Below are 24,908 nucleotides of genomic sequence, written 5' to 3' on the forward strand. Positions count from 1 at the left end.
TACCTCCGCTTATTTCACATAGAGCGCTATTTTCATTAAATAGCAATCATCAATTACAAATCAATGGTGTAGAGAAAGGTTATGTTAACAACGCAAGGCAATGACAACATCCAACGTTTAGCTGATAAAGCATTCGCTTATGGCAAAACGGAGGGTGATCATAATACAAGCATCAAGGGGCTGACGGCTCATATCAGAAATAACCCAACCGAGCCATTGCACTGCATCTACACCTTGAGTTTGTCGATGATTCTACAGGGTGGAAAACAGCTAGCCATTGAAAATGACTTGCTTCCTTGTGTTGCAGGACAATCGATGCTGACGACCTTTGATTTGCCTGTCGTTTCTCATGTCACCGAAGCAACCCGTTACAACCCATTTGTCGCGCTCGTGCTAAAGCTTGATTATGAACTCATTATACAGACTTGTGCCGAGCTTGAACTCGATAAACCTGCGCGTGATATGAAATACAAGGCCATATCTATTCATGATATTGATGCAGGGCTTTGCAATGCGGTGATGCGTCTGCTTGATTTAGAAAAAGAGCCTATCTACCTTGAGAGCTTAGCGCCGTTAATCAAAAAAGAAATCATCACCCGTTTGTTGCTCGGGCCGCATGGCGCTCATTTACGCTATTTAGCATCTTCAGGCTCACCAAGTACGAAAATATTGAATGTGGTGACATGGATGAAGTCGAACTTGGCGAGCGATGTTGACATCAACGCGTTGGCTGAGCGAGCGCATATGAGTGCGTCCTCCTTTAGACAACATTTTAAGTCGCTAACGGGAACAAGTCCGCTTCAATACATCAAAAACCTCCGCTTGCAAGAAGCAAGAGACAAGATGCTGTTGAACGGTTTAGATGCAAGCCAAGCAAGTGGGTTGGTAGGTTATGAAAGCGCTTCCCAGTTTAGCCGAGAATACAGTCGCTTGTTTGGGTTTCCGCCTCAGAAAGACATTCAGCGTTTGCGTCAAGCTTGAGTTTAATGAGGTTAGATTTCTTCAGGCTAGAGCCGTTTATCACTGTTTCTATTTTTAAGTGTACGGCGCTGAGTATTGGAAAAATATTAAATAGAAAGGCAGATCAATATGTCAAAGTGGATGATTATTCTCGCGATTTTTAGCGTGGTGGCAATCATTGCAGGTTATCACTACTACAGAACTCAGACTCACTGGGTTGCTTCGGATGATTACAAAAAGCCAAGTGAAAATCAGGCTCAAACCTTAGTAGTCAGCTATTCAAGAACAGGGAATACAGAAGCGGCAGCAAAAGAAGCGGCGAAGTTTTTTGATGCTGACCTAATCACCATTCAAGCGCCAGCATATATCAATGATTTAAGCGGCTTAAAACAAGCCTCCGATGATGCAATGGCAGAGCTTGAAACTACAGACCTTATCCATGAACCGATTGATTTACAGCAATATGATCTGATTATACTTAGCACCCCTACATGGTGGTTTAGACCTGCCGTACCTATGTGGGCGTTTGTAAATAGTCAGCAGTTTTATGGAAAGAAAGTCTTCTTGATGATGACTGGCAACAGTCGTTACGAACCAGCAATGATTGAGAAATTCGCCGATCGTGTTACTGCACAAAATGGCGAGTACCTAGATATGTTGTTTGTGCAACGTGGTCGAATTTTTTGGCAAAAAAGCAAACAGGAAGTTAATGCAGAAGTGAGTGATGCGTTATCACAGCTTAACCAGAAATGGGAAGATATTTTGAACTGAGAGTATTAGGCCACATGAGGTTATGGCGATGGCACATCAGAATTGCTCGCAAAAAACAGGAGTTAAGAAACCGTTTAGGTTAGAGGAGATCTGGCGAATCAGAACTCGGCTTGAACTCAGTGATAATTTGATGGAGTTAGCTCTACTCAACCTCGCAATTGATAGTAAGCTACGTTCAAACGACCTTTTGTCATTAAAGGTGTCGGATGTTTCATCAAATTTTCTGGTTTTCAATCGTGTCCAGTACGTCCAGAAGAAGACTGGCAATGACGTTCAGTTTGAAATCACTCAGAGAACTCAACAAACCTTGAGTCATTGGATTAAAGATCAAAACCTCCAACCAACCGACTACTTATACCCGAGCCCCCGAAGATCAAACCAACCCTTAAGTTACTCATACTACAGAAAAATAATTCGGAGTTGGGCTCTTGCGCTAGGGCATTACCCTGACCTCTATGGCACTCATTCATTACGCCGAACTAAAGCTACATTGATCTATCAGAAGACCAAAAACATTCGAGCAATTCAACTTTTACTTGGACACACCAAAATCGAAAATACCATCAAGTATTTGGGTGTTGAGTTGGAGGATGCTCTCCGATTATCCGAAGACATTGAGAGTTGATTGATAAGGTTTAATTATCAAATGGTAAGCTCGGCTAAACCACACCTAGCGTTTGATATTCCAAGGTAGTAAATCATGGATTTGGCAATCCGGTTTGCAGATTTGGGTTAAACAATCGCTAATATAATCGTAAGGTATTAATCCATTGGCCTTTGCAGTTTCCACTATGCTGTAGAGCATTGCACTGGCGTTAGCCCCTTTAGCTGTTTGGCTAAAGAGCCAATTTTTGCGACCAACCACAAAGGGCTTTATCGCTCGCTCTGCGCGATTGTTGTCTATGGATAAATGTCCATCATCACGATACTGAATTAATTTATCCCATTGATTTAAACTGTAGCCAATTGCTTCCCCTAATTTGGATTTTGGTAAGGTATTGAGTAATGACTTTTCCAGCCAGCTTTTATATTGCTCAATGAGTGGAGCCGATTCTTTTTGTCTGACTGCCTGTTTTTCTGCCGCTGTTTTATCTTTGATTCTGGTCTCAACCCGATATAGCTTTTGAATATGATTGAGCGCCCAGTTCGCTTTTCCCGTTTTACCTTTAGGCTGAGCTTTTTCCGCTTCAATGAACTTACGTCTGGCATGTGCCCAGCAGCCTGCCAGTTTGGCTTTGGTTTGTTCATAACCTTGATAGCCATCTACTTGCAGGTAGCCAGAGTAGTCCTGTAAAAAATTAACCGGACAACTGCCACTGCGACTGGCTTGATATTCATATAGTACGATATTTTTAAATGGGTTATTTTCAACAGGCGTGTCTATGCCTGTGCAATAAAGCCACATGTAGGATTTGATTTTGTCATCACTCACTACATTCACAGTGGTTTCATCTGCTTGAATCACGCTTTGTTCCAGTAAGAATTGATGCAATCTGTCATGCAGCGGTTTAAATAAACTGGCACATTTTATTATCCAATCAGACATGGTTTGCCGACTGATTTCTATACCATGTTGTTTAAACATGGTTTCTTGCCGGTAAAGTGGCAAGGCATATTGATATTTACTGGTGATGATTTGGCTTAATAAACTCGGTGTCGCAATGCCTTTTGAAATTGGACTCGCTGGCATCGGGGCTTGTTTGATTCTGACTTGCGCAGCGTGATTTTCACAAGCTCGGCAACTGTATTTTGGCCGAATATGCTCAATGACTTTGATTTGCGCCGGAATAAACTCGAGCTTTTCCGATTTGTCTTCGCCCATTTTATGCAGCTCGTCACCACAACAGTCACAGCTTTTATTTTCAATGTCGTGAACAATGACTTCACGTGGCAAATCAGCCGGTAACGCAGTACGTTTGGCTTTTTTTCGAGTATAAGTCACGGTTTGGGGTTCTGATTCAGAAACTGGCGCTAACTCTGCAACCTCTTCAGCTTCGTTAAATAAGTCACCTTGCGCTGGGTGGCCCTCAGCCGATTGGCCGAATTGCTTTTGTTGAGCCAAACGAAATTGCTCAAGTAAACGTTGGTTTTCTTGAGTGAGTGACACATTTAATTGCTGCGCTTGGTTAAGTTTATCTTCCAGTTCAGCAATACGCTTTAAGAGTTTTTCTTGCTCATTCATAAAGCTATTTTACCTTGCAACTAGCTGATTATCTGCACATTATTTAGACTAAAAGCTGATCAGGTATGATCTAACGTTATAAGCTCAAGCTTGATAAAGTCAGCGGTTTATGACCCACAATATCAAAGCCGTCCAGTAGCCAATTGAGTTGTTGCTGTGACAAAACAAGCTTGTTTTTATGCTCTGCATTCGGCCATTTGAATTTGTCTTTTTCGAGCTTTTTATACCAGAGTGCAAAACCGGTTTTATCCCAATACAAGATTTTGAGTTTATCTTTACCTTTATTGCAGAAAATAAACACGGCACCAGACATCACGTTTAAATTCATTTCAGCAACGACGATATTCGCAAGGCCATTAATGGATTTTCGAAAATCAACGACTGGACGGTGCAGGTAAATAGCACCGGGTTCAACAAACATCTTCATGTGTTAACAGCCTGCATCAACTGACCGAGCCATTGTGCGTTAATATTTTCAGGCAGGTGCAATTGAGCTTCACCCATGGTTAGAATCAGCATATCTCCGGAAGGTCGCTGAACCTCTGTTGCCAGCGTGGTGACTTGAACAAAAGCAGATTCATGCTGATGATTTAATAAACCATCCCGCTTAAAATCACTGCGTCTGGCATAAAAGTTTTGAACATTGATCCGGTGCTGGCGGGCAAATTCAGCAACGGATAAGTCACTGTTTTGTTGTTCCTGAATCAGTTCAAACCATTGTTCACGAGTACGTCGTGGCATATCTAATCTCCAAAATAAATTGAGTGATTAGATTAGTTGGATTGTAAATTGATTCAAATGTGTGGTTTAACCGACGCTTACATCAAATGGTAGTAAATTGGAGTTTTTACTCTAGCACGTTTCTGTCCAAAAATGAGTTAGCTCTACTGTCTGCTTCTCGCTCATTTTCGAAATTGCGCAGCTAGACCTATTGAGTAATAGTACCTAATATCTTGTGCGTGCCAGAAGTGATCTTGTCCGGTGATGCTTTGATTTCTTTGGGTAGGACTTTATTGCCATTTTGGTCTAAAATGCAGACATATAAAGAACGGGAGTGTAGATCTATTCCACAGTAATAGGGATGGATGTTATTGTAATAATATCAGTGAGTGAGGCATTCTGCTTTCAGGGAAGTTTCGTGAAATATTTAATTTTACTTTTAATATCAATACTATCATTCGCGGCTAAATCAAATCCGGTTGGTGATTGTCAGGGCACACCTAACGAAGCTGTAACAGCGTTACCTTCGCCTCTAGATAATTGGGGACAAATTGTCTGCACACCTTACGGGCACATCATTTCCAATAAGCGGGGTTATATTTGGTCAAATGTTGGTGCATATAACCCAGTGATGATTCCATCACAAATGGTTCGCACAAGCCCCAAAAGCATTGGAAATAGTTCATATTTCACATCAATCGAAATGAATTTATTGCAAGACGAAGAAGCAGCTTCGTCGATTAAATTATTTGAAACCGGGTTTGATAAATCGCCCAATACGCCAAAGGTTTATGCTCTGCGTGTTAAATCTGTATCAGGTAAAGAATTAAGCTTTAAGTTTTTTGATTTCGGCGATTCTCAATGGGGTATGTGGTGTAATGAATCATGTGATCCCAATTCAAAGTTTATGATTTTGAATATGGCTAAGTAAAAGCCAAATCGGTTAGCCGAGGGCGAGATTATCTGCAGTTGTATTAGACTACGACAAACAATATGTATTTTTAAAATCCTCCGCAAACTGCACCTCCTTGTGCAGTGTTCTTGTAACAGTATTTTTTAATGTTAAAAAGTGGCTCGAACACCTAAGCGGTAGATGGTTCCTGTACTCCACTCGCGAATGGTTCTTGATTTATTTGCGTCTCCATCCAAGGCATTCCCTTCGCTTTGAAAATTGCTATCCGAAAGGTTGGTGTAATATTGACGATAGGTGCGTTTATTAAGATTGACCGCATTAAAAGTTAATGTGATCGCGTCGGTTAATTGATAATTAGCCGATAAATCTAATTGACCACCGCCTTCGTTCCAAAGCGCTCCAGATTCAAACGAACGACGCGCGAGCGAGTCAGTTCGGTAGTTATATGCTAAGCGTATTAGGTTGCCGTTTCTTTCCCAGAACGTAGACATGTTATATGTGTGCTTTGAAATGTTTTCCATCGGCATCGCAGCAAACACAGTATTTAAAGCACCCACTTCTTCATCAGTAATAGAGTCTGAATAAGTGTAGTTAATGGCTGTACCTAAGCCTGAGAATAATCCAGGTAAAAAGCTAAAGTTTTGGTTATATCCAATTTCTACCCCTTTGTTGGTACCACCTGAACCATTACGGATCGCCGAGATTAAAATGGTATCACAGTATTTTGATGCTTCGCTGGTAACAGATTGCCACTGGTGTCTATGGTCCACCAAACAATTTATTCCTTGCGCTTGCGCAGCTTCATATTCCAGGCTTTCGCCATTCGGCTTTTCTATTAAGATATCCTGAATTGGATCAAGGGTTTGTAGCTCTTCATCTGAGATACCCCGTAAATCCTCCCAATGGCCATTAATAGAGGCATTTTCTTCAAAGTTGCTCATGTCTTTATAAAAGAGTGCGGCCGACAAGGCACCACCATCACCAAAGTACCATTCATAAGATAGATCATAGTTTATTGATTCAAGCGGCTCTAGATATGGGTTGCTTACAGTCCCATTGGAGTTACCGCCACCCCAGACAAATTCGCGCATAGTATAACTGGGTTTTAACGAGTCTATTTTGGGTCTGGCCATGGTTTTAGAGGTCGCAAAACGAATAACCATATCGTCATTGAGCTGGTAATTAAGTGTTAAACTCGGCAGGTATAGCTCCGTTGTATTACGAGCCTTTGACGCAAATTGAGCGGGATCTTCTGGGGTTGAACCATCTACATATCGAGCTCGGCGATCAGGCGTTAGATCATAGTCGGCGTCATAACAGCTTTGTCCTGAGATAGGGCCCCAAACACCGTTTGCATCGAATCCACCAGCAGGATTGGCAATTTGATCGCCGTCTGAATTTGTTGTAAATAACTGTTCATCGGTACACGCTGGCAAGCTGCTATCTTCTGCAATTTTGATCAGCTCTCTATCCATAACTGCGGTATTTTGAAAGTCGACTGAGGAGTATCCCAAACTTTCAACTTCAGTTTTAACATAGCGGATACCTAAATTACCGGTTAAATCATCATCCAAAAAGGCAAAGTTAGCTTTTAAATAAGCTGCACTATTTGTTAATGAAATGTCTCTGTCATTCGCTAAGTTGGGTATTAGTCGAACGTTTTCACTGTTAGCAAATAATAAATCAAATGCTTTACGTGCATTTATCGTCCACCAGCCGTCGGTATTTGCAGTGCGTTGGTAGCCAAGCTCTGCTAAAAAATTATCGCCATGTGGTGTTAAGCCATCGGTTACTTGCGAAAGTCTAACGGAGTCGATTGCCTGACCTAAAGTTTCTTGCCCATCAGGGTTTGGGATGCCTTCAAACCAGTATTCTTGGTTAAACACAGATTTATCACGGGTTTGATATTTAGCACCAAACTCTAATTTGGTGATTGGTCCCATAAACACATCATAATCAAAGTCGATATAGAGTGCTTTTTGTTTGTCTCGCATTATGCGGTCGCGTGACACGGCTTGTTGCAAATGGATGGCATTCAGATCGTCTGGGTTATAGCCAGTGGTGACAACATTATCATCTGGATCTTCACCCGCGGCACCCGTTTGGTTGGGGCCAAAATCAACAATGCCTTCACCAGTCACAATATAACATTGGCCCGAAGTACAATCGTACCCAGTTGGCTCTATTACATCAGGGTCTACGGCTATTAACAAATCGTTAGCGACATGGGCGTAATTATTAGAGTTTAAGTAGCTGTAATAGTCATCATCTGCAGTGGTTTTTGAATATCCTAAACGCAGATCCATGCGCAGGGCATCGGTAAAATAATGTTTTACGTCTAGGCTAAAAATTCGGTTATCGGTTTCAACGCCAGATTGAAGGCGATCCGTTCGACCTCGAGCCGTTCTATCTAGTTTTTTTACAAACATTTGCTTGCTGGCATCGTAAACTAACCAAGGATCATCGGGATCTAAAATTTGCTCCATATCTTTATCTAAAAATGCATCGGTTGAGCCAAGCGATGCGATTGTATTGTCGTCTGTGACTCTATACTGATCAGACATGGTAGCATCTAAACTAATTTCTGTGCTATCGGACAGCGCCCATTGTAAAACTGAGGTAAAGCCTTTGCGCTCCATCTCATTTTGAAATAATTTAAAGCCGCTTCTAGAGTTAACATAACCCGTGACTGGCCCTGTTAGTTCGCCTGTATTTGCATCAATGGCGTTATCGGCACTAAAAACATTGAGCCGATCAGTAAAAAACATGTCTTTGCGTTGTGCTTGGGTTTCGGTAAATGCGGTAATGTAGACTCCCAGACTGTCATTTAAAAACTTGCTGGAAAACGAACCAGACAGTTTATAATCATTCTCTTCGGCAAAATCATCGTATCTAGCTTGGGCCTCCAAAACCCGTCTGTCCTCTTTTGCATTTAACGGACGAAATGTTTTTAAAACAATGTTTGCGCCTAAGCTGCCTTCATCCTGATCGGCTGCTGCGGTTTTTATCACTTCAATAGAGTTTAAAATATCTGACGAAAAGGCACTCAAATCAACTGCTTGGTTTTCGGTACTGCTGGTTAAAATAATTCCATTTAATGAGATGTTATTTAAGTTGGGGCCCGCGCCGCGCACAGTTACTGTAGTGCCATCACCTTCGCCGGCACCACCGCCGCGTTGAATAGATACCCCAGTGATCCTTTGCAGTGCTTCACCTATGTCTTGGTCGGCTGATTTACCAATATCTTCAGCAAAAATAGAATCACTAATAGAGTCGTTTAAACGTTTATTGCTCAGCGAGCGCGCTAAGCTGCCTTTAAACCCTTTTACTTCGATAATTTCCACATCTGAATCTTGCTCTGCAGAAATAACATGAGGTGAACTAAATAACGCAGAGGTTATGGCAAGACTAATTGAGGTTCTACGTGCTATTTTTAACATCCTGATTCCTTATTGTGTGTGATATTACGTCTTTGTGTGAATCACATGTAAAATAGATCCATTATATTTAAATGTAAAGGGGTTTGTTAATTTAATTTATCGTTTGTTTAATTATTTAATATGTTCTGTGATTATTATGAACGGCAGATGTCGGTTTTATCCCTTAGTGGGTTTGATGACTAATTAAGATAAAGGTATAAGACACAGTTTAAGGGAGCAAACAAAGCTGATTTAAGTCAGTGTGGAATAAAAGAAAAGCCAAATGTTAATTTTACTTTAAATAAATAGTTGTAGTTTTATTTAGAATCAAACATAATATGTTTATAAATGTATTAATTAAAATCAGCCCAGACATATTCGGAGCTTAATCATGTTAAATAAAATCACTCAAGTGTTACTTGCCAGTGCCTTGCCGTTTTTTATGCTTGCTTGTAGCGAAAGCACGGCAGACGCCAGCACTGAGGCGGCAAATGTTCAATCCTCTTCAGCAACACAATCACTGCAGGCATCTGCAAACCCTTTGGTTCAATCTGCACAGCAAAAAATGCAAACGCTAGAACAAAAAATGGCGCAGGCGCAAGCTAAAGGCATAGATGTTACTCGCGAAAAAACGGTTTTATGGTTTGCGAAAGAGTTTTTAAAATTTGCTGACTGGGATCAGAATAATCAAGCGGCAGTAGAAAAAGCGTTTTCGTATTACGGCCCATATAAAGACAGATCTAAACAATTAGCTGCTGATTTACCGGATTTTGAGCGTAAAAAAGTAAATGAGATATTAGCGGCGGGCATTGCTGAGCTAACTTCAGTATTAAACGGTGAAATCAAGCGTCGCCCAGTTAATAAAGTTGACTGGCAAAATATTGAAGTGGCCGACAATATGTTAAAAAGCAATGGTCGTCCTATTTTTTTATATGATTATTTTTCTAAAACAGTCGGCCAGCCACTGACCAATAAAGATATTTATAACGATCACTTGGGGGCCATTTATCATGGTGGTGAAAACTTATATCCAGTCGATCATGACAGAGCCATTAACTCCTTTTTATTAAAAGAAGACTGGAGCTATGATCAAGCATTGTTAAAAGAAGTCACCGAAATTGACAACTCCAATGTTGGTTTTTTAATTTATTGGAATATGGGGATTCCAGAGTGGGTTGAAAAACAAGAGCCAGAAGTACGTAAAGGACGCTCGCTGTTTACCGGATACGATATTGATAACCCCTTAGTTCGTAAGCTTTGGGGTAAAATTGCTAAAGATACCGGCGAGCTAACCCGCGGCAAAAAAGTGACCCAATTGGGTTATATCCTGGCCAACGAACCACATTGGTACTCTGAGTCAGATCACTGGAGTCACAGGTTCCAAGAGATGAATGATATTTCATCTTATACATTAGAGAATTTCCGCAGCTGGTTAAAAGAAAAATATCAGGGCAATATCAAAGCGCTGAATCAAAATTGGGGCACAGAATTTAATACATTTTCTGCAGTCGATATCGACATTCCAATTAATAAAAATACGCAAGGAACACCCATTTGGTATGACTGGAACCGCTATCACATGGACAGAAGTATAAACTGGTTTACTCACTTGCAAGGTGAATTGAGCAAAGGGAACCCAGACGCAGATACTCATATTAAAATCATGCCAAACATGTTCAGCGAAAATAATCGATCGCATGGTATCGACGTAGAAGCCTTAACTGAGCTCACCAGCATGATAGGAAATGATGCAAAAGCAGCCGAAAAGCGCTTTTTGCATCTTAGTAAAGAGCAAGAGTGGGAAAAGCATTATGCTTATTTATGGGAAGAGCTCAGTGTTTCATACGACTTTATGGAGTCGGTTGCACCGAATAAAATTCATGTAAACTCAGAATCGCATTTTTTATCGGCGTCTTGGTGGCGTGATCTGGATACTTCAGTTGAGTACGTAGATAACGTTTACTGGTTAGCGACTTTACAAGGTATGGATGCAAATATGGCTTGGTTTTGGGCGCGCGATCCGGATGGTTCGTTTGAAGATAGATTAGAAGGCGAGCTCAACTTTTTTGATCCTGCGCTGGCGGGGTCGTTTGCAGGCTCGGTTAACCAGCAGCCACATATTGCCAATGCCTTTACCCAGGTTATGTACGACTTAAACAGCTTTTCAGAAGAAATTATTGAATTGCGTAAACAGCGCAGGCCTATCCGCATGTTTTACTCTGAAACCTCGGCTATTAATAAAAAATCTCATATGTCGCAGCAATTTAAGCTGTATGAAAAATTATTTTTTGAAGGCTTCCCGGTCGGTTATGCAACTAAAAATATTATCAACAAACAGGATAATCAGCAGTGGGATTCTATTGTTGTTTATAAAACTGAATTTGTGACCCAAGCCGAATTGGCGGCTTTACAAAGTTATTTAGATCAAGGCGGCACTGTGATTGTAGATAGTGCAAAAAGTTTAAGTAAAAACGAATATGGGCAGCCTCACAAGCAGTCTTTAACCGCAAGCAAGGGTGAGTTGATTCAATTAGATGGCAAGCAGAGCGTCAGCGAGATACGTGATTTGGCACTCGCTAAATCAGCGGCTGGTCTACCAGAGGTTCAACTGCTTCAAGACAATGGCACAGAGCATAAAGGCGTTCGTTGGCAAGCGGTTAAGCAGGCCGACGCTAGTTATTTAGTCAGTTTATTAAATTTAGGTAAAACGACTGCAAAAATTAGTCTAGGTGTAAAAGATAAAAGCTCTGTCAGTGTTATTGATATGTTTACCCAAAACAGTCAAGCAACTGAGTTTGAAATACCGTCAAAAGGCGTTATGTTGCTAAAAGTTAGCGCTAAATAATGCGCTTTATCTAGTGCAAGCCGAGTTGATTAGGCGCGGCTTGCACTTGTTTATACGTCATTGTTTATTTAATAAAGCCGCTAAATAATCGGCGTGGCTAAGCTTTTCGGCAGCACTTCTGTGCAATGCCTGATACGAATCTTTTAACGCCCCCTCTATCATATTGGTATTTGAACGCGCGACCAGGGGATCTTGTCCCGTTGGCATTAAGCCCATGCCTGTAAGTACTGCGTACCAAGAGTCGGTTGCAAATAAATCATCTGGATTATGCTGTAAGCGGCCATAATTTTTAAATAGTGCTAATTTTTGTTGCAGCGAGTCGGGGATTACGGCATGTTGCCAGCAGCGCCAAAACTCCGAATCCGTGCGCTCGCTTAAACAGTAGTGGGCTATTATAAAATCCCGAATATTAAGATACTCGCTATCCATGCGCCTGTTATATTCGTTTGTCGTCGCCTCGGATAGGTTTTTGTCAGGTAAACTTTGCACAAAATTGAGCACAGCTTTCATAATTAAATGAATGCTGGTTGACTCTAGCGGCTCTAAAAAACCTGAAGAAAGGCCCACACTTAAACAGTTTTTATACCAGATTTTATTGCGTTTTCCGGTTCTAAAACGGACCTGACGTGGCTCAGTTAAGCAGTTTTGTTCGCCAAGTTGTTCTACTAAGTGATCACTGGCTTGCTCAGGGCTGGTAAAATCCCGGCTAAAAACATAACCGTTACCAGTGCGGCTTTGCAATGGGATCTGCCAGCACCAACCTGATGGCTGCGCAATGGCTCTAGTATAAGGACGCGGCGCTTGGTGAGCTTTACTCTGTAGTGCGATAGCTGTATCTACCGGCAAATATTCTTGCCAGTCTTGATAGCCAACCCGTAAGGCTTTATTTATTAACACCGCGGCTTGGCCACTGCAATCAAAATAAAAATCGCCGCTGAGGTTTCCGTGTTGTTTCAACGTTAAATCTTTTATTGTGCCCGACGGCGACAGATTAACCTGTTCAACCCTATCTGAGATGTGGGTGACCCCTAAATTTAAGCTATAAGACTTTAAATAATCAGCGACCAAAGCGGCATTAAAATGCAGCGCAAATGCACTGGCGCTTAAATTACTTTTTTCTCCGGGGCGTGGGGCATAAAATCGGTTTTGTTCGGCTAAATGCACAGCAGGTGAAAAATCGGTAAACTGAAACTGACCTTGCTGAGCGTAATGGTTTAACCAATGTTGATAAAAATCTAGCCCATCTATTTGGTTGCCAATTTTGCCAAATGGATGCCAATAGTTATGATTATTTTGCCGCCAGTTTTCAAATTTAATGGCGAGTTTAAAAGTTGAATCTGTGTTTTTTATAAAGTCTTTCAGTGGTATTCGTAAAAACGCAAGCAGATCAACAAAAGAGGGGATAGTGGCTTCGCCAACCCCTATCGTTGGGATATCTGGCGCTTCGATTAAACTAATATTAACTTTTAGGTGTTTTAGGCTGTGGGCTAATATGGCTGCGGTCATCCAACCAGCTGTACCACCACCAACAATCACATAATTTTGAATAGGGTTTATTTTTGGTATTTGCATGCAATTAAAATCACCCGACGTAAGGCGTCGGGTGATGCCTGTTAAATTAGTACTTAATGGTAATACCCGCTTGCAAGCGGCGACCCGAATAAGATACTAAAGTAACACGTTCGCGAACATCTGCATATTCTAAGATGTTTTCATTGGTCAGATTTATCGCCTCAGCACTCAAGGTGATATTTTCATCAATATCGTACGAGGTACTAAAATCTAGCTGACCATATTCATCAACATGGTGTGGTAAGCTTCCCCCATTATTGCCTTGGCGCAGGTTTAAAAACTTGTCGCGCCAGTTGTAGGCGATTCTGGCTTGAAAACCATCTTTGTCATAAAACGCAATTAGGTTGTAGGCGTGTTTTGACAAGCCTTCTACGCCTGTGCCCGGAGAGAGTACATTTTCTTGTTCAAACGCATCAATATTATCGTCTTCACTATCACTATAGGTATAGTTTGCTTGCACACCAAAACCACTCATCCAGCCCGGCAGGTAATCAAAATAATGTAAACCGGCAATTTCAGCGCCGGTCACAGAGCCGCCATCACGGTTGGTTTTTTCGGTGACTAATTCGTTTAATGGTCCCCAATCTTCAATGGTTACACCTGTCGGCACTGAGGTAACAGATTGTGAGATAAATGAATCAATTTTTTTGTGGAATAAACCAACACTATAACTATTGCCTGAGTCATCATAATGTTCTAATGATAGATCAAACTGAGTCGCTTTATATGGCTGTAAATAAGGATTGCCACCAGTTTGTGCAAAATCACCAGCACGTACATCAGAGTATGCACGGTCAACACCTATATCTTCAATGGCAGGCCGGGTGATCACTTTGGCCGCGGCACCTTTTAAATAAAATCCGTTTTCAAAATCTAAATTAACATTCACACTAGGCAACAGCTCGTTATAATCTGTGCCTTCATTTATCGCGAGCGGGTCAGTATATTCAATCGATAATAAAACGCCGTCAGAAGATGTGCCATTGCTGTAATCTCGCTCAATCGATATGCGTTCTTTACGATAACCAAAAGATTCAGTTTCGGTTGAGACATAGCGTAAACCAAAATTACCCGACCATAAAAAGTGATCGTATTCACCATCAAAGTTCGCTTGCCCGTATACGGCAAAAGTTTCTTCTGTATTGCGAACAGATTCAGATGGTTTAGGTAGCTCAACCGCCCAATCAGGTTCCTTGCGGAGATCGCCAATTGCTTCGATATAACCAGGTAAATCTGTGATTAGCACAAAATCTCGCGGAAAGTCACCGGGTTCGTCGGCTAAAAAGTCCGCGTCGCTATTAATGGCAAAAAAGTCATCTGCTAAATCTAATGAGGTACCACAGATATTTACCTGCTCATCTTCTGGTAAATCTTCGTTATAGCAGTTGTACGGGTTATTAAATACTTGTTTGGATTTTTCCCGATCGGTATAGGCAAAACCCATATCGATTGAGCGTAAAAATTCATGTTCTATTTCATAACTCGCATCAAATTTAAATTCGATCACTTCATCTTCTAAGTTACGATAGTCAGTATCATTCCAGTGAGCACGGATGGCGGCTGGATCACTGGTATCTACGGTTGAGTCAATCGTAATAATGTCGCCGCCACGGCTGTCAAACTTGATATAGTCCTGCCCTTCGATCAAACCGAGTTCTTGATTCGGCTGATAACCTGGGTCACCAGGTTTTACACTCTGGTCAACATCTGGGTTAACAAAATGTGGTACAAACTGATTATTTTGTGGGGTGGCTTCGGCTTTTGAGTAAGCTAAATCGACATTAAATTTCCAATTATCAACATAAAGCTCTGTATTCCAGCCGGCCGCTAAAGTATCTGAAGATTCACCGACCACTTTAAATAAACCATCAATTGGGCTGGCCGCTTTAGTGGCGGCTAACGCAGTGCCATTTTCTGAAACAATAACATCTTGCCAGCCTGCATATTGCAGTGGAACTTGAATACCATTGCTTAGCGCTTCGCGGCTAAAGTCGGAATACAGTAGGTCAAACGTATGGGTTAAATCTTCTGTTGGCGCCCATTGTAAGGTGGTATTAAAACTCGTACGTTCTCGTTCTTCAGTATCCGAGCTGTAATAAGCGCGTCCAGGATACCAAATTTTACCGCTGGTAATGGCGTTTCCGTTGGTATCTGTGATGGGGCCCGGTGCCCACTCGGTATTGGCGGCATCAAAAGTTTCCCAAAAGTTACTGCCAGCGCTATCAATGCGGTTAGTCACAGATAAATGTGATAAGCCGACTAAAACACCAAAGGTATTATTTAAAAATGTATTGCTGACGATACCGCTGAATTTAGGATCATATTCTTCGGCTAAATCGTTATATCGCACGTGCACTGAACCTGCTGCTTGTAAACCAGGTGTTCTTAATGGTTTAGCTGTGGTCACGTTAACATAGGCACCTAAACTGCCTTCTGCAATATTGGCACGTGAGGCTTTGATGACATCTGCACCTGAAATTAACTCAGACGGCAAGACCTGAAAATCAAATTCGCGGCCACGATCTGTGGTTGCTATGGTTCTGTGGTTTATTTTTACCGCATTAAATTTAGGGCCAAAACCACGCACAGTGACTTTTGCGCCTTCGCCATTAGTACGCGAAATAGAAACACCAGTAATACGCTGTAATGACTCTGCAACATTCTGGTCGGGGAATTTACCAATGTCTTCGGCCACTATGCTGTCTTGAATGGAAGGTGCATTTTTTTTAATGTCCATTGACTCGGTTAAACTACTGCGGATCCCGCTCACTTTAATTACTTCTGGTTCTTTTTCGGCGGCGTGGCTGTTTAATGCTGTTATTACGGCCAGGGTGACCGGTAGGATAGAGTGCTTAAGTTTCATTTTTTCTCCATTTTTATATGAACAACTATACTCATATATAAACCTACACCGAATGAAAAATAAAATAAAACACTTTGTTAACTAAAAATAGTAAATACTTGACATTTTTTAACCTTTTTTGGGAATGGTCAACGAGCCACTAAACTTGGTCTCAAGGCCGTTTGGGTAAATGCAATATTATCTTTGCCATTTGTGTTATATGATCTTGATAAAACAAACAATGGGATAAATTAGGTGACACAAAAGGCGACCGAAAATAAATATGCAGTTCCCGCATTAGACAAAGGGTTAGATATTTTAGAATATTTAACAACGCAAGAAATACCTAAATCGCAAACTGAAATTGCACATGGTTTAGGCCGTAAACCCAACGAAATATACCGCGTACTGGTTGGTTTAGAGGCACGAGGATATTTAATTCGTGACGAATTGAGTGGCCGTTTTAGCTTAAGTTTAAAATTGTATAACCTATCGCGATCGATCTCGCCAATTGACCGTCTTAGACAAACAGCATTGCCTCACATGGAAGATCTAGCGGTGCGTATTGGCCAGTCTTGTCATTTAAGTATGTTGTATCAGAGCCAGACTATGGTGATCATTCAAGCCCGTAGTCAGGTGCCTGTGTCGATAAACATTGCTGAAGGCTCAGTATTTTCAACATTGCAGACCACCTCAGGTCTGGTGTTATTAGCAAATAGCAATGATGAAGTTAGAGAGATGATTTTGCAGCGTGAAAAATCATTTCAGCGTCAAAACAAACAAAAAAAACAAGCCCTTTATCAGCAATTAGAAAACATTAGAGCAGACGGTTTTTTGCTTGCCGACAACCAAACCACTGAAGGCGTTTGTGATTTAGCCGCGCTCATAGGCCAACCGGAAGGTAAGGTGGTGGCGTCACTGGCAGTCTCTAGCTTAAAAAGCCGTGTTAGCTCCACCTCTCTGCAAGATAAAATGATAAAAGAAGTTAAAAAAACCGCGCAAAAAATTGCTCAGCAACTCGGTTGTTAGTTTTATGCATACGTATGCATATTCAGAAAATCAATTTTAATAGAATTTTAAGTTATTGAATCTTAATAAATTAATTGAAATGTGAAATATATGCATCGGATGAATACGTATGCATAAACATACCCAAATGTGAACTTTATGTTTATTCTCTAAGAACATTAATTTAACAAACGTTATTTATGTTCTATGGGGAGAACTTATGTTCCATGTTAAACCAAAAGCGCTTACATTAGCTCTAGCCACCGCAGGACTCTGGTCTGGGTCTATTTATGCGCAACAAGCAAATGGTCAAACCGAACAAGACGCTATCGCTGAGCAGGACAGTGACATTGAAGTTATTTCAGTGACGGGTTTTAGGCGCAGCTTAATCGACTCGATTAATACTAAACGTTTTTCTGATACGGTATCTGAACAGTTATCAGCAGATGATTTAGGCGCACTGCCAGACGTTTCTATGGCTGATGCGTTAACCCGTTTGCCGGGTGTGTCTGCGGTTAGAACTGGTGGGCAAGCGGCCGAGATCAATATTCGAGGTATGTCGGGTGGTTTTGTTTTTTCTACTTTAAATGGGCGTGAACAGGTTTCTACAAAAGGCGAGCGAAGCATAGAGTACGACCAATACCCATCTGAACTGATTTCGTCCGCTGCCGTGTATAAATCGCCTAAAGTCTCTCATATTGAAGGCGGTGTGGCTGGTACGGTTGAGCTTAAAACGGCCAGCCCCTTAGCCATTAGTGAAGACTATAAAATAAATTTAAACGCGCGCGGTATGTATAACGATAGGGCTTCGTCAGTTGCCGACGCAAACGAGTATGGCTATCGTTTAAGTGGCTCATACCAAGCGAAGTTTTTGCAAGATACGTTAGGCGTTGCCGTCGGCTACTCGCGTTTGTATCAGCCCAGTGTCTCTGAGCAATTTGTTGGTTTGCAATACAATGCAGAAGATACAGATAACCCAGGGTATTATTTTAGCGAAGGCATGGAGCTTCAGCACCGAGGTGGTGAAGAGACGCGCGATGGATACATGTTGGTATTAGAGTATCAACCTCATGACGATGTTAAATTAAAATTTGATGGTTTTTGGTCAAAATTTGATACCGAAGCATTTGCTCGCGGCTACCGTGTAAAATTAGAAGCCAATTCAGCTGCGACCGCAAATTTAACCACAGTGCCATACGGCGACGGTAATTTTTCTTATATTGGCGGTACTTTTAATCGCACAACAAATGGCAATACCCGTGTTGAGATAACCAATGACGATAATACCGACTCAGACAAAGTTCGCAGTGTTGGTCTTAACCTTGATTGGTTGATCACTGATAAATTGTCCGCCAATTTAGATATTTCTAACTCTTATGCGAGCAGCAATTTCCGCAATGGTCTTTTATGGGCGTTAGTGGCCGAAGATGCAAACGCTGATACACCTGTGTTAGATGGCAATGTTTCGATTAATTATCAGTTAAACGGTTTGAACTTGCCAGATTTAGGTTTTAACCAAGCTGATGAGTTTATTGATATTGATAAAGTGATGGTGTCTAAATATGGCATTTATCCTTATGTCAATACCGATGAGTTAGATGCGGTACGGTTAGATTTTAAATACTTATTAGAATCTGACATTTTTTCGTCAATCGAATTTGGTATGCGTCACTCAGATCGTGAATACCGCAATGACAGATCGGTTTATGAATTTGGCGCAGATAACAGCTTTTCGAGTGCTGAGCCACCACTTAAATTAACCGAAGATATGGTTGAAGTAGTTGATTGGAAAGGTGACTTTGACTATTTTCCAAGTTATTTAGCCATTGATATCGATAAAGCGCTGAATGCTTGGTTCCCTGACGGTGTGCCTCAGCCACAGCAAACGTGGGGCTCAGGTGCGCCAGGTGTTGTCAATCCATTAGAAGGTTCAAATAAAGAAACCGCTTGGTCGGTTTTGCAAAGCGGCACTGTGTTTGAAACCGTTTCGGCCGGTTATTTAATGGCCAATATCGACACTTATTTAATGGATATTCCAGTGACGGGTAACCTGGGTGTGCGTGTAGTTAAAAGCAAACAAAGTGCAACCACATTAGAAGATGTTGGTGGCGATCCTTTATTGGGTGCGCAAAATATTAAAGACCAAGCGGGTTACATCAATGAAAATTATGCGCCCGGTATCAAAGGCATAGAATATACAGATTACCTGCCCCAGCTTAACTTAAACTTTCAGTTAACAGATCAAGACCAAGTTCGTTTTGCGGTTGCTGATGTAATGTCACGTCCACCGATTCATAGGTTATCTTCTAACACCAGTTATACCATAGGTGACGATGGTTTGATTTCGGCCACCAGTACCAATAGCCCAGATTTAAAACCTTTTTATGCAACCCAGTATGACTTGTCATACGAGCGCTATTTTAACGAAACAGATGGCGCTTTAGTGGTGGCTTTATTTATGAAGGATATTGATTCAACGGGTATCACCACAATCACCATCCCTGAATATGACTTTGCTGGCAATGGCTTTAATGTGCCTGAGTATGTAGAAAACGACGATGGTGTCCGTTTTGCCACGCGCAACGGTGATTATAGCGTTGCCTTTAATGATCAAAATGGCGGGTATGTGCGTGGTTTAGAGTTTGCGTATACCCAGGTCTTTTCTATGTTGCCGCAGCCGTTTGATGGTTTAGGTTTAAGTTTTAGTTACTCGTATACCGAAAGTGAAATAGAAAAAGACGTTTCTTTGGGCTCAGAGACCATCAATATTCCATTGGAAGGTTTATCAAAAAATGTCAGTACCACCACTTTATTTTACGAATACCAAGGATTTGATACACGTTTAAGTGTTCGTTCGCGAGACAAGTTTGTATCAGATCAAGTGGCGGTAGAAGCCCAAACCGTATTTTTTGATGGCGAAACCGTGGTTGACTATCAAGCCTCTTACAAATTTGACGAACAGTTGTCGGTGTTGTTTCAGGCCAACAACCTGACCGATGCACCTACGCGCAGTTACTTTGGCATAGAAGAAAAAACAGGCACGCTGCAATATTTTGGCCGCCAGTTTTATCTTGGTGTGAACTATTCAATGTAAGCGAAATTGTGACAATTATTCAGGAAAACTATTATGAAATTTAATCATCCATTTAATTTATTGCCATTGGCGACCCTGATCAGTCTGTCACTGGCCGGTTGTGGTGGCGCAGGTAATGATACTGAAAGTGGCCAAGTACTGCTGAGCTGCGAAAACCCGCAAGTTCCAAATGCTGCTGGCGATGCTTGTGTGGATCCCGAACCTATTTTTTGTCCAGTGCCTACAGTGCCAGACGAAAAAAATGAAAGCTGTGTGGCTGGGGTTGATCCAACAGCACCGGATCCGGTTTATTTTCCAAAAGACAATGAAGCTGTGCTCTATTTTAATAAAGCCGATGGTGAGTACGAAGGCTATCGTCTACACACTTGGAATAATGATGCATGCGACAGCTATGCGCCAAGCGCAATTGCCGCCTCTTGGGACAATGGTTTAGTTCATACAGACGTAGATCCAAATTATGGTGCTTATTGGGTGCTGCAATTAAAAGAAGGTTTCGGCGATTGTGGTAACTTTATTATTCACGTTGGCACCGACGATGCAGGCAAAGAAATGGGCGGTTCTGACTTTAAAATGCCGCTAAAACAAGCTGACGACACCTTTGCTAGAATGAACTTTACCTTTAGTAAAGAAGCCTCAGTGTTTGAATATCCGGTCGTTAGTTTAGGTGAGCGGCCCCTTGCGATTGAAGGTCGCAGTGCTCATATGGTCGATGCGTACACCTTAGTATGGGATACCACAGATGTGGACGTTGCCGAGGTGAAATTACATTCGTCAATGGCAGCAGACATTCAAGTAGACGATGATTCAAATGTGTCTGGCGACACTGTCGCTTTTAGTGCGACCAACTTAACCGCAGAGCAAGCAGATAGATTACCTGCAATTGCAAGTTGGCCTGCATACAGCGCCTCATTAACGGCTGACGAAAGCAAAAAATTATTAAAAGCACAATTGGTGGCCGTTGCGTATAACAGTGACGGTAAACCAGTTAAAGCCTCTTATGTGCAAACAGCTAAAGCTTTGGATGCTCTGTATACCATGGGTGAACAAGACGCTGACGAAGCTGAACTTGGCGTTATTTATGATAACGGCGCTATTATTAGCTCGGTTTGGGCGCCGACTGCACAAAAGGTACGTTTAAAAGTTTATGATGCCGATAAAAGCGAAATTGCGACTCATGATATGGATTATGACGAGGCTACGGGTATATGGCGCTATGAAGGTGACTCAGGTTTAGACCGCAAATTTTATCAATTTGAGGTGACGGTTTATCACCCAGTGAGCGAACAACTCGAAACCTTATTAACATCAGATCCCTATTCAGTGAGTTTGTCGACCAATGGCGAATATTCGCAATTTGTTAATTTAGACGACGCCGATTTAAAACCAGTTGATTGGGATAGCCACAGCATTCCAACGATCACAAACATCGAAGATGCGGTTTTATTAGAAGGTCACATTAGAGACTTTAGTATTTTAGATACCACAGTCAGTGAGAAAAACAGAGGAAAATACCTAGCTTTTACCGAAACTGACTCAAATGCAGTACAGTATTTAAAACGCTTGCAAAGTGCCGGTGTCACTCATTTTCATATGTTGCCAGCAAATGACATTGCGACCATTGAAGAAAACCCAAGTGACCGTATTGATTTAAACAATACAGTGGCTGAGTTATGTGAAGTTAAATCAGAAAGTAAACTTTGTGGTCAAGGTATAAATGATCAAACTTTGATGCAAGTGCTTGAAGATATAAAATTTTATGAGTTTATTGATGCGCAAGAGTTGATCACCGAAATCCAAAATTTGGATGGCTTTAACTGGGGTTATGACCCTCATCATTTCAACGCGCCAGAAGGTAGTTATGCCAGTGATCCAGATGGTGTTGCGCGGATAAAAGAAATGCGTGAAATGAATAAAGCCTTGCACGAAATGGGCTTAAGAGTGGTATTAGATGTAGTGTACAACCACACCAGTGCCTCGGGTTTATGGGATAACTCAGTTTTTGACAAAGTTGTTCCGGGTTATTACCACAGACTCAATGAAGAAACAGGTGCCGTTTATAATTCAAGCTGCTGTGATAATACGGCTACCGAAAATAAAATGTTTGATAAGTTTATCAAAGACTCTTTGGTGATGTGGGCTGAGCATTATAAGTTTGACTCATTCCGTTTCGACATTATGGGTCATTTACCGGTTGAAACCATTTTAGAAGCGCGTGACTTAGTGGCCGAAATCGATCCGGATACCTATTTTTACGGTGAAGGTTGGAACTTTGGTGATGATGTGCGTAACGATCGCTTATTTACCCAAGCCACTCAACCAAACTTGGCCGGCTCAGAAGTAGGTACTTTTAACGACAGACCGCGAGACCATATCCGCAGCGGTACTTTGTTTAACGAAGATGGCAGCTTAAATTCGCAAGATCAAATCCGATTAGGTTTAGCGGGCACCATTAGCGACTTTTTATTAAAGAGCTATCAAGGGGGTGTGGCCGAAGGCAGTTCATATGGCAATGCCAGCTACGCAAAAGATCCAGCAGACGTCATCAACTATATTTCTAAACATGATAATGAAACTCTTTGGGACCAATTACAGTATGGTTTACCTGCCAGCATGTCGCTGAACGAGCGTGTGCGCGCTCATAGTCAAGCGGCGGCCATCCCGTTATTGAGTCAAGGTATTCCGTTTTTCCAACTAGGGGTCGATCTGCTTCGTTCTAAATCAATGGACAGAGACAGTTATAATTCGGGAGACTGGTTTAACCGAATTGACTTATCGGGCCAGACTCATAACTGGAACATAGGTTTACCTGTCGCAGAAAAAAATGAAGAAAAATGGCCTGAAATTCTCAAACTGTCAGTCGCAGTGGATGCCGCAGGCGTCAATGAGTTGATGCATAGTCAAGCTGTGTTCGAAGAGTTTTTAAGGATCCGTCAGGATAGCCCTTTATTCCGGTTAACCACCGCCAATGACATTATTAACCGAGTTGGTTTTCATAATATTGGTGAGCGGCAGCAACAAGGTGTGATTGTCATGAGTATTGACGATGGTTTAGGTCTTGCCGACTTAGATCCTAAGTATGACGCTATTCTTGTTATGATTAATGCCACTGATGAAAGCCAGACTCAAACCGTACCGACTGCGGCAGGTTTTGAATTGCATCCAATTTTGCAAAATTCTTATGACCTAGACGTACAAGGTGCCACCTTTGTTGAGGGCGACGCCGAAGGCAGCTTTACAGTGCCCCCACTGACCACTGCTGTTTTTGTTAAAAATCAAGCAGATACTCAAGGTGCTGGTTTGTCAGCGGATGCCACTCAAGGTGCGCCTGATGTTGTGCCTTATGGTGATACCAAGGTGTATTTGCGTGGTGATATGAACGGCTGGAGCACTGAAATGCCATTAAATTACATAGGTGGCGGAAAGTACGAGGTACGAGCCGAGTTAATGGCGGCAACCACGTATAACTTTAAATTTGGTTCAGATCCTTGGGATGCAATTAATATAGGCACAACCGAAGGGGGCAGTTTAGCACTGACCGCAGGTATGACAGAAACCTTAGTGTCTGGTGGCAACCCTGGTAACTTAAGTTTTACCCCAGAGCGTGATGGCACCTTTATCTTTACGTTAGATGCTTCAAATAAAGACGCACCTTTAGCCACCATTGTTAATGAAGAACCCTTTGTTGGTGTTGACGTTTATTTGCGCGGCGATATGAACAGCTGGAGCACAGATAACCCTATGGTTTACCAAGGTGGCCGAGTGTACACTGCAAGCATGACTTTAGATGCGGATACTTACAATTTTAAAGTGGCTGATGCCGATTGGGGTGGTCAAGGAGTCAACTTTGGCGCTGAGTCAGCCGATGAAGCCAGTGTTGAACTGGCTACCGTTGAATACCTAACCGCAGGTAGCCAAGATAATTTATCACTTACACTAACCGAAACGACTGAAGTGATCTTTATCTTAGATATGAGCAACCTTGAGCCTAAGCTAAAAGTCTTTAAACAAAACTTTTTTGCAGACACCACTGCCTTGTTGCGTGGAGAGATGAATGGCTGGGGTGACACAGATGCGCTGTCTTATAATAATGATGGTAGCTACTCGATTGATGTTGAATTAGAAGCACGTAGTTATAGCTTTAAAGTAGCGGATGCTGACTGGGGTGGCCAAGGGATTAATTTGGGTGCGACTTCAGCCGACGAGGCAAGCTTAACATTAGGCGAGTCTGCACAAATGTCAGCTGGCAGTCAGGACAATTTCAGCATAGACATACCAGCCGCAGGCATGTATCGCTTTACCGTAACAGGGCCAGATGCAACTCAGCCTAGCCTAACGGTAACAGCGCTTTAACTAACTTAGGTTAATTAGACAGATAAAAATCCGATGATCACAAGTCATCGGATTTTTTTTATTATTAGATGAACGGCAAATGCCAAAATGAGATGATAACTGTGTTGCTAAATAGAAAACTGGCACAAAGCGATGAGTCAGCTTATTATTGAATTCGGGGGAGGTCTCGAAAGGTACATTAACTAAATGGCTGTTACACAGAATCTGTTACAGGCTTCTAACGAGTGTATTG

The 24,908-nt window shown here is 41.8% G+C and carries 14 protein-coding genes; 8 read left to right on the forward strand and 6 right to left on the reverse strand.

The window, feature by feature from the left end; all coding sequences use genetic code 11:
• Positions 1-81: 81 nt before the first annotated feature.
• The 3 genes from C727_RS0115855 (at position 82) to C727_RS0115865 (ending at position 2,356) form a co-directional block, all read left to right on the forward strand.
• On the forward strand, positions 82-981 hold the full coding sequence (locus C727_RS0115855) for an AraC family transcriptional regulator (RefSeq protein ID WP_017446638.1): 900 nt from the start codon (positions 82-84) through the stop codon (positions 979-981).
• 108 nt (positions 982-1,089) lie between these two features.
• Entirely contained in the window at positions 1,090-1,731 is a 642-nt protein-coding gene (locus C727_RS19190; protein ID WP_017446639.1) for a flavodoxin family protein, read from the forward strand.
• A gap of 28 nt (positions 1,732-1,759) precedes the next feature.
• Complete coding sequence (locus C727_RS0115865) at positions 1,760-2,356, forward strand: tyrosine-type recombinase/integrase (RefSeq protein WP_017446640.1); 597 nt, start codon at positions 1,760-1,762, stop codon at positions 2,354-2,356.
• Between the two features lie 45 nt (positions 2,357-2,401).
• Here C727_RS0115865 and tnpC read toward each other — a convergent pair whose 3' ends face one another.
• From tnpC to tnpA, 3 genes are all read right to left on the reverse strand, one after another.
• A complete protein-coding gene (tnpC, locus tag C727_RS0115870) occupies positions 2,402-3,913 on the reverse strand; it encodes an IS66 family transposase (RefSeq protein WP_017446641.1) in 1,512 nt (503 codons plus the stop codon).
• A 76-nt stretch (positions 3,914-3,989) separates the two neighbouring features.
• A complete protein-coding gene (tnpB, locus tag C727_RS0115875) occupies positions 3,990-4,340 on the reverse strand; it encodes an IS66 family insertion sequence element accessory protein TnpB (protein ID WP_017446642.1) in 351 nt (116 codons plus the stop codon).
• Positions 4,337-4,654, reverse strand: a complete 318-nt coding sequence (tnpA, locus tag C727_RS18765) for an IS66 family insertion sequence element accessory protein TnpA (RefSeq protein ID WP_017446643.1) — start codon at positions 4,652-4,654, stop codon at positions 4,337-4,339. The genes tnpB and tnpA overlap by 4 nt, the downstream gene beginning before the upstream one ends.
• 397 nt (positions 4,655-5,051) lie before the next feature.
• Between tnpA and C727_RS0115885 the strand changes: the two genes are divergently transcribed.
• Positions 5,052-5,564, forward strand: coding sequence for a hypothetical protein (locus C727_RS0115885; protein WP_017446644.1), 513 nt, complete (start codon positions 5,052-5,054; stop codon positions 5,562-5,564).
• A 131-nt stretch (positions 5,565-5,695) separates the two neighbouring features.
• On the opposite strand, the gene C727_RS0115890 is transcribed toward C727_RS0115885, so the two are convergent.
• Positions 5,696-8,986: a TonB-dependent receptor gene (locus tag C727_RS0115890; RefSeq protein ID WP_017446645.1), complete on the reverse strand. Its 3,291-nt coding sequence runs from the start codon at positions 8,984-8,986 to the stop codon at positions 5,696-5,698.
• A 370-nt stretch (positions 8,987-9,356) separates the two neighbouring features.
• On the opposite strand from C727_RS0115890, the gene C727_RS0115895 reads away from it, so the two are divergent.
• Positions 9,357-11,810 carry an alpha-amylase family protein gene (locus C727_RS0115895; RefSeq protein WP_017446646.1) on the forward strand — a complete coding sequence of 818 codons (2,454 nt, stop codon included), beginning with the start codon at positions 9,357-9,359 and terminating at the stop codon, positions 11,808-11,810.
• A 57-nt stretch (positions 11,811-11,867) separates the two neighbouring features.
• On the opposite strand, the gene C727_RS0115900 is transcribed toward C727_RS0115895, so the two are convergent.
• Both C727_RS0115900 and C727_RS0115905 read right to left on the reverse strand, forming a co-directional pair.
• Positions 11,868-13,382, reverse strand: a complete 1,515-nt coding sequence (locus tag C727_RS0115900; protein ID WP_017446647.1) for a tryptophan halogenase family protein — start codon at positions 13,380-13,382, stop codon at positions 11,868-11,870.
• 46 nt (positions 13,383-13,428) lie between these two features.
• Positions 13,429-16,245 carry a TonB-dependent receptor gene (locus tag C727_RS0115905; protein ID WP_017446648.1) on the reverse strand — a complete coding sequence of 939 codons (2,817 nt, stop codon included), beginning with the start codon at positions 16,243-16,245 and terminating at the stop codon, positions 13,429-13,431.
• Between the two features lie 234 nt (positions 16,246-16,479).
• On the opposite strand from C727_RS0115905, the gene C727_RS0115910 reads away from it, so the two are divergent.
• The 3 genes from C727_RS0115910 to C727_RS0115920 all read left to right on the forward strand — a co-directional run bounded on the left by C727_RS0115910 (position 16,480) and on the right by C727_RS0115920 (position 24,676).
• Entirely contained in the window at positions 16,480-17,253 is a 774-nt protein-coding gene (locus C727_RS0115910) for an IclR family transcriptional regulator (RefSeq protein ID WP_017446649.1), read from the forward strand.
• 199 nt (positions 17,254-17,452) lie between these two features.
• The gene (locus C727_RS0115915) at positions 17,453-20,326 is read left to right on the forward strand and encodes a TonB-dependent receptor (RefSeq protein WP_017446650.1); all 2,874 of its coding nucleotides are present in this window, start codon (positions 17,453-17,455) and stop codon (positions 20,324-20,326) included.
• 33 nt (positions 20,327-20,359) lie between these two features.
• Entirely contained in the window at positions 20,360-24,676 is a 4,317-nt protein-coding gene (locus tag C727_RS0115920; RefSeq protein WP_017446651.1) for an alpha-1,6-glucosidase domain-containing protein, read from the forward strand.
• Positions 24,677-24,908: the final 232 nt, after the last annotated feature.

Source organism: Gayadomonas joobiniege G7, from assembly GCF_000300815.1.
Taxonomy (GTDB): domain Bacteria; phylum Pseudomonadota; class Gammaproteobacteria; order Enterobacterales; family Alteromonadaceae; genus Catenovulum; species Catenovulum joobiniege.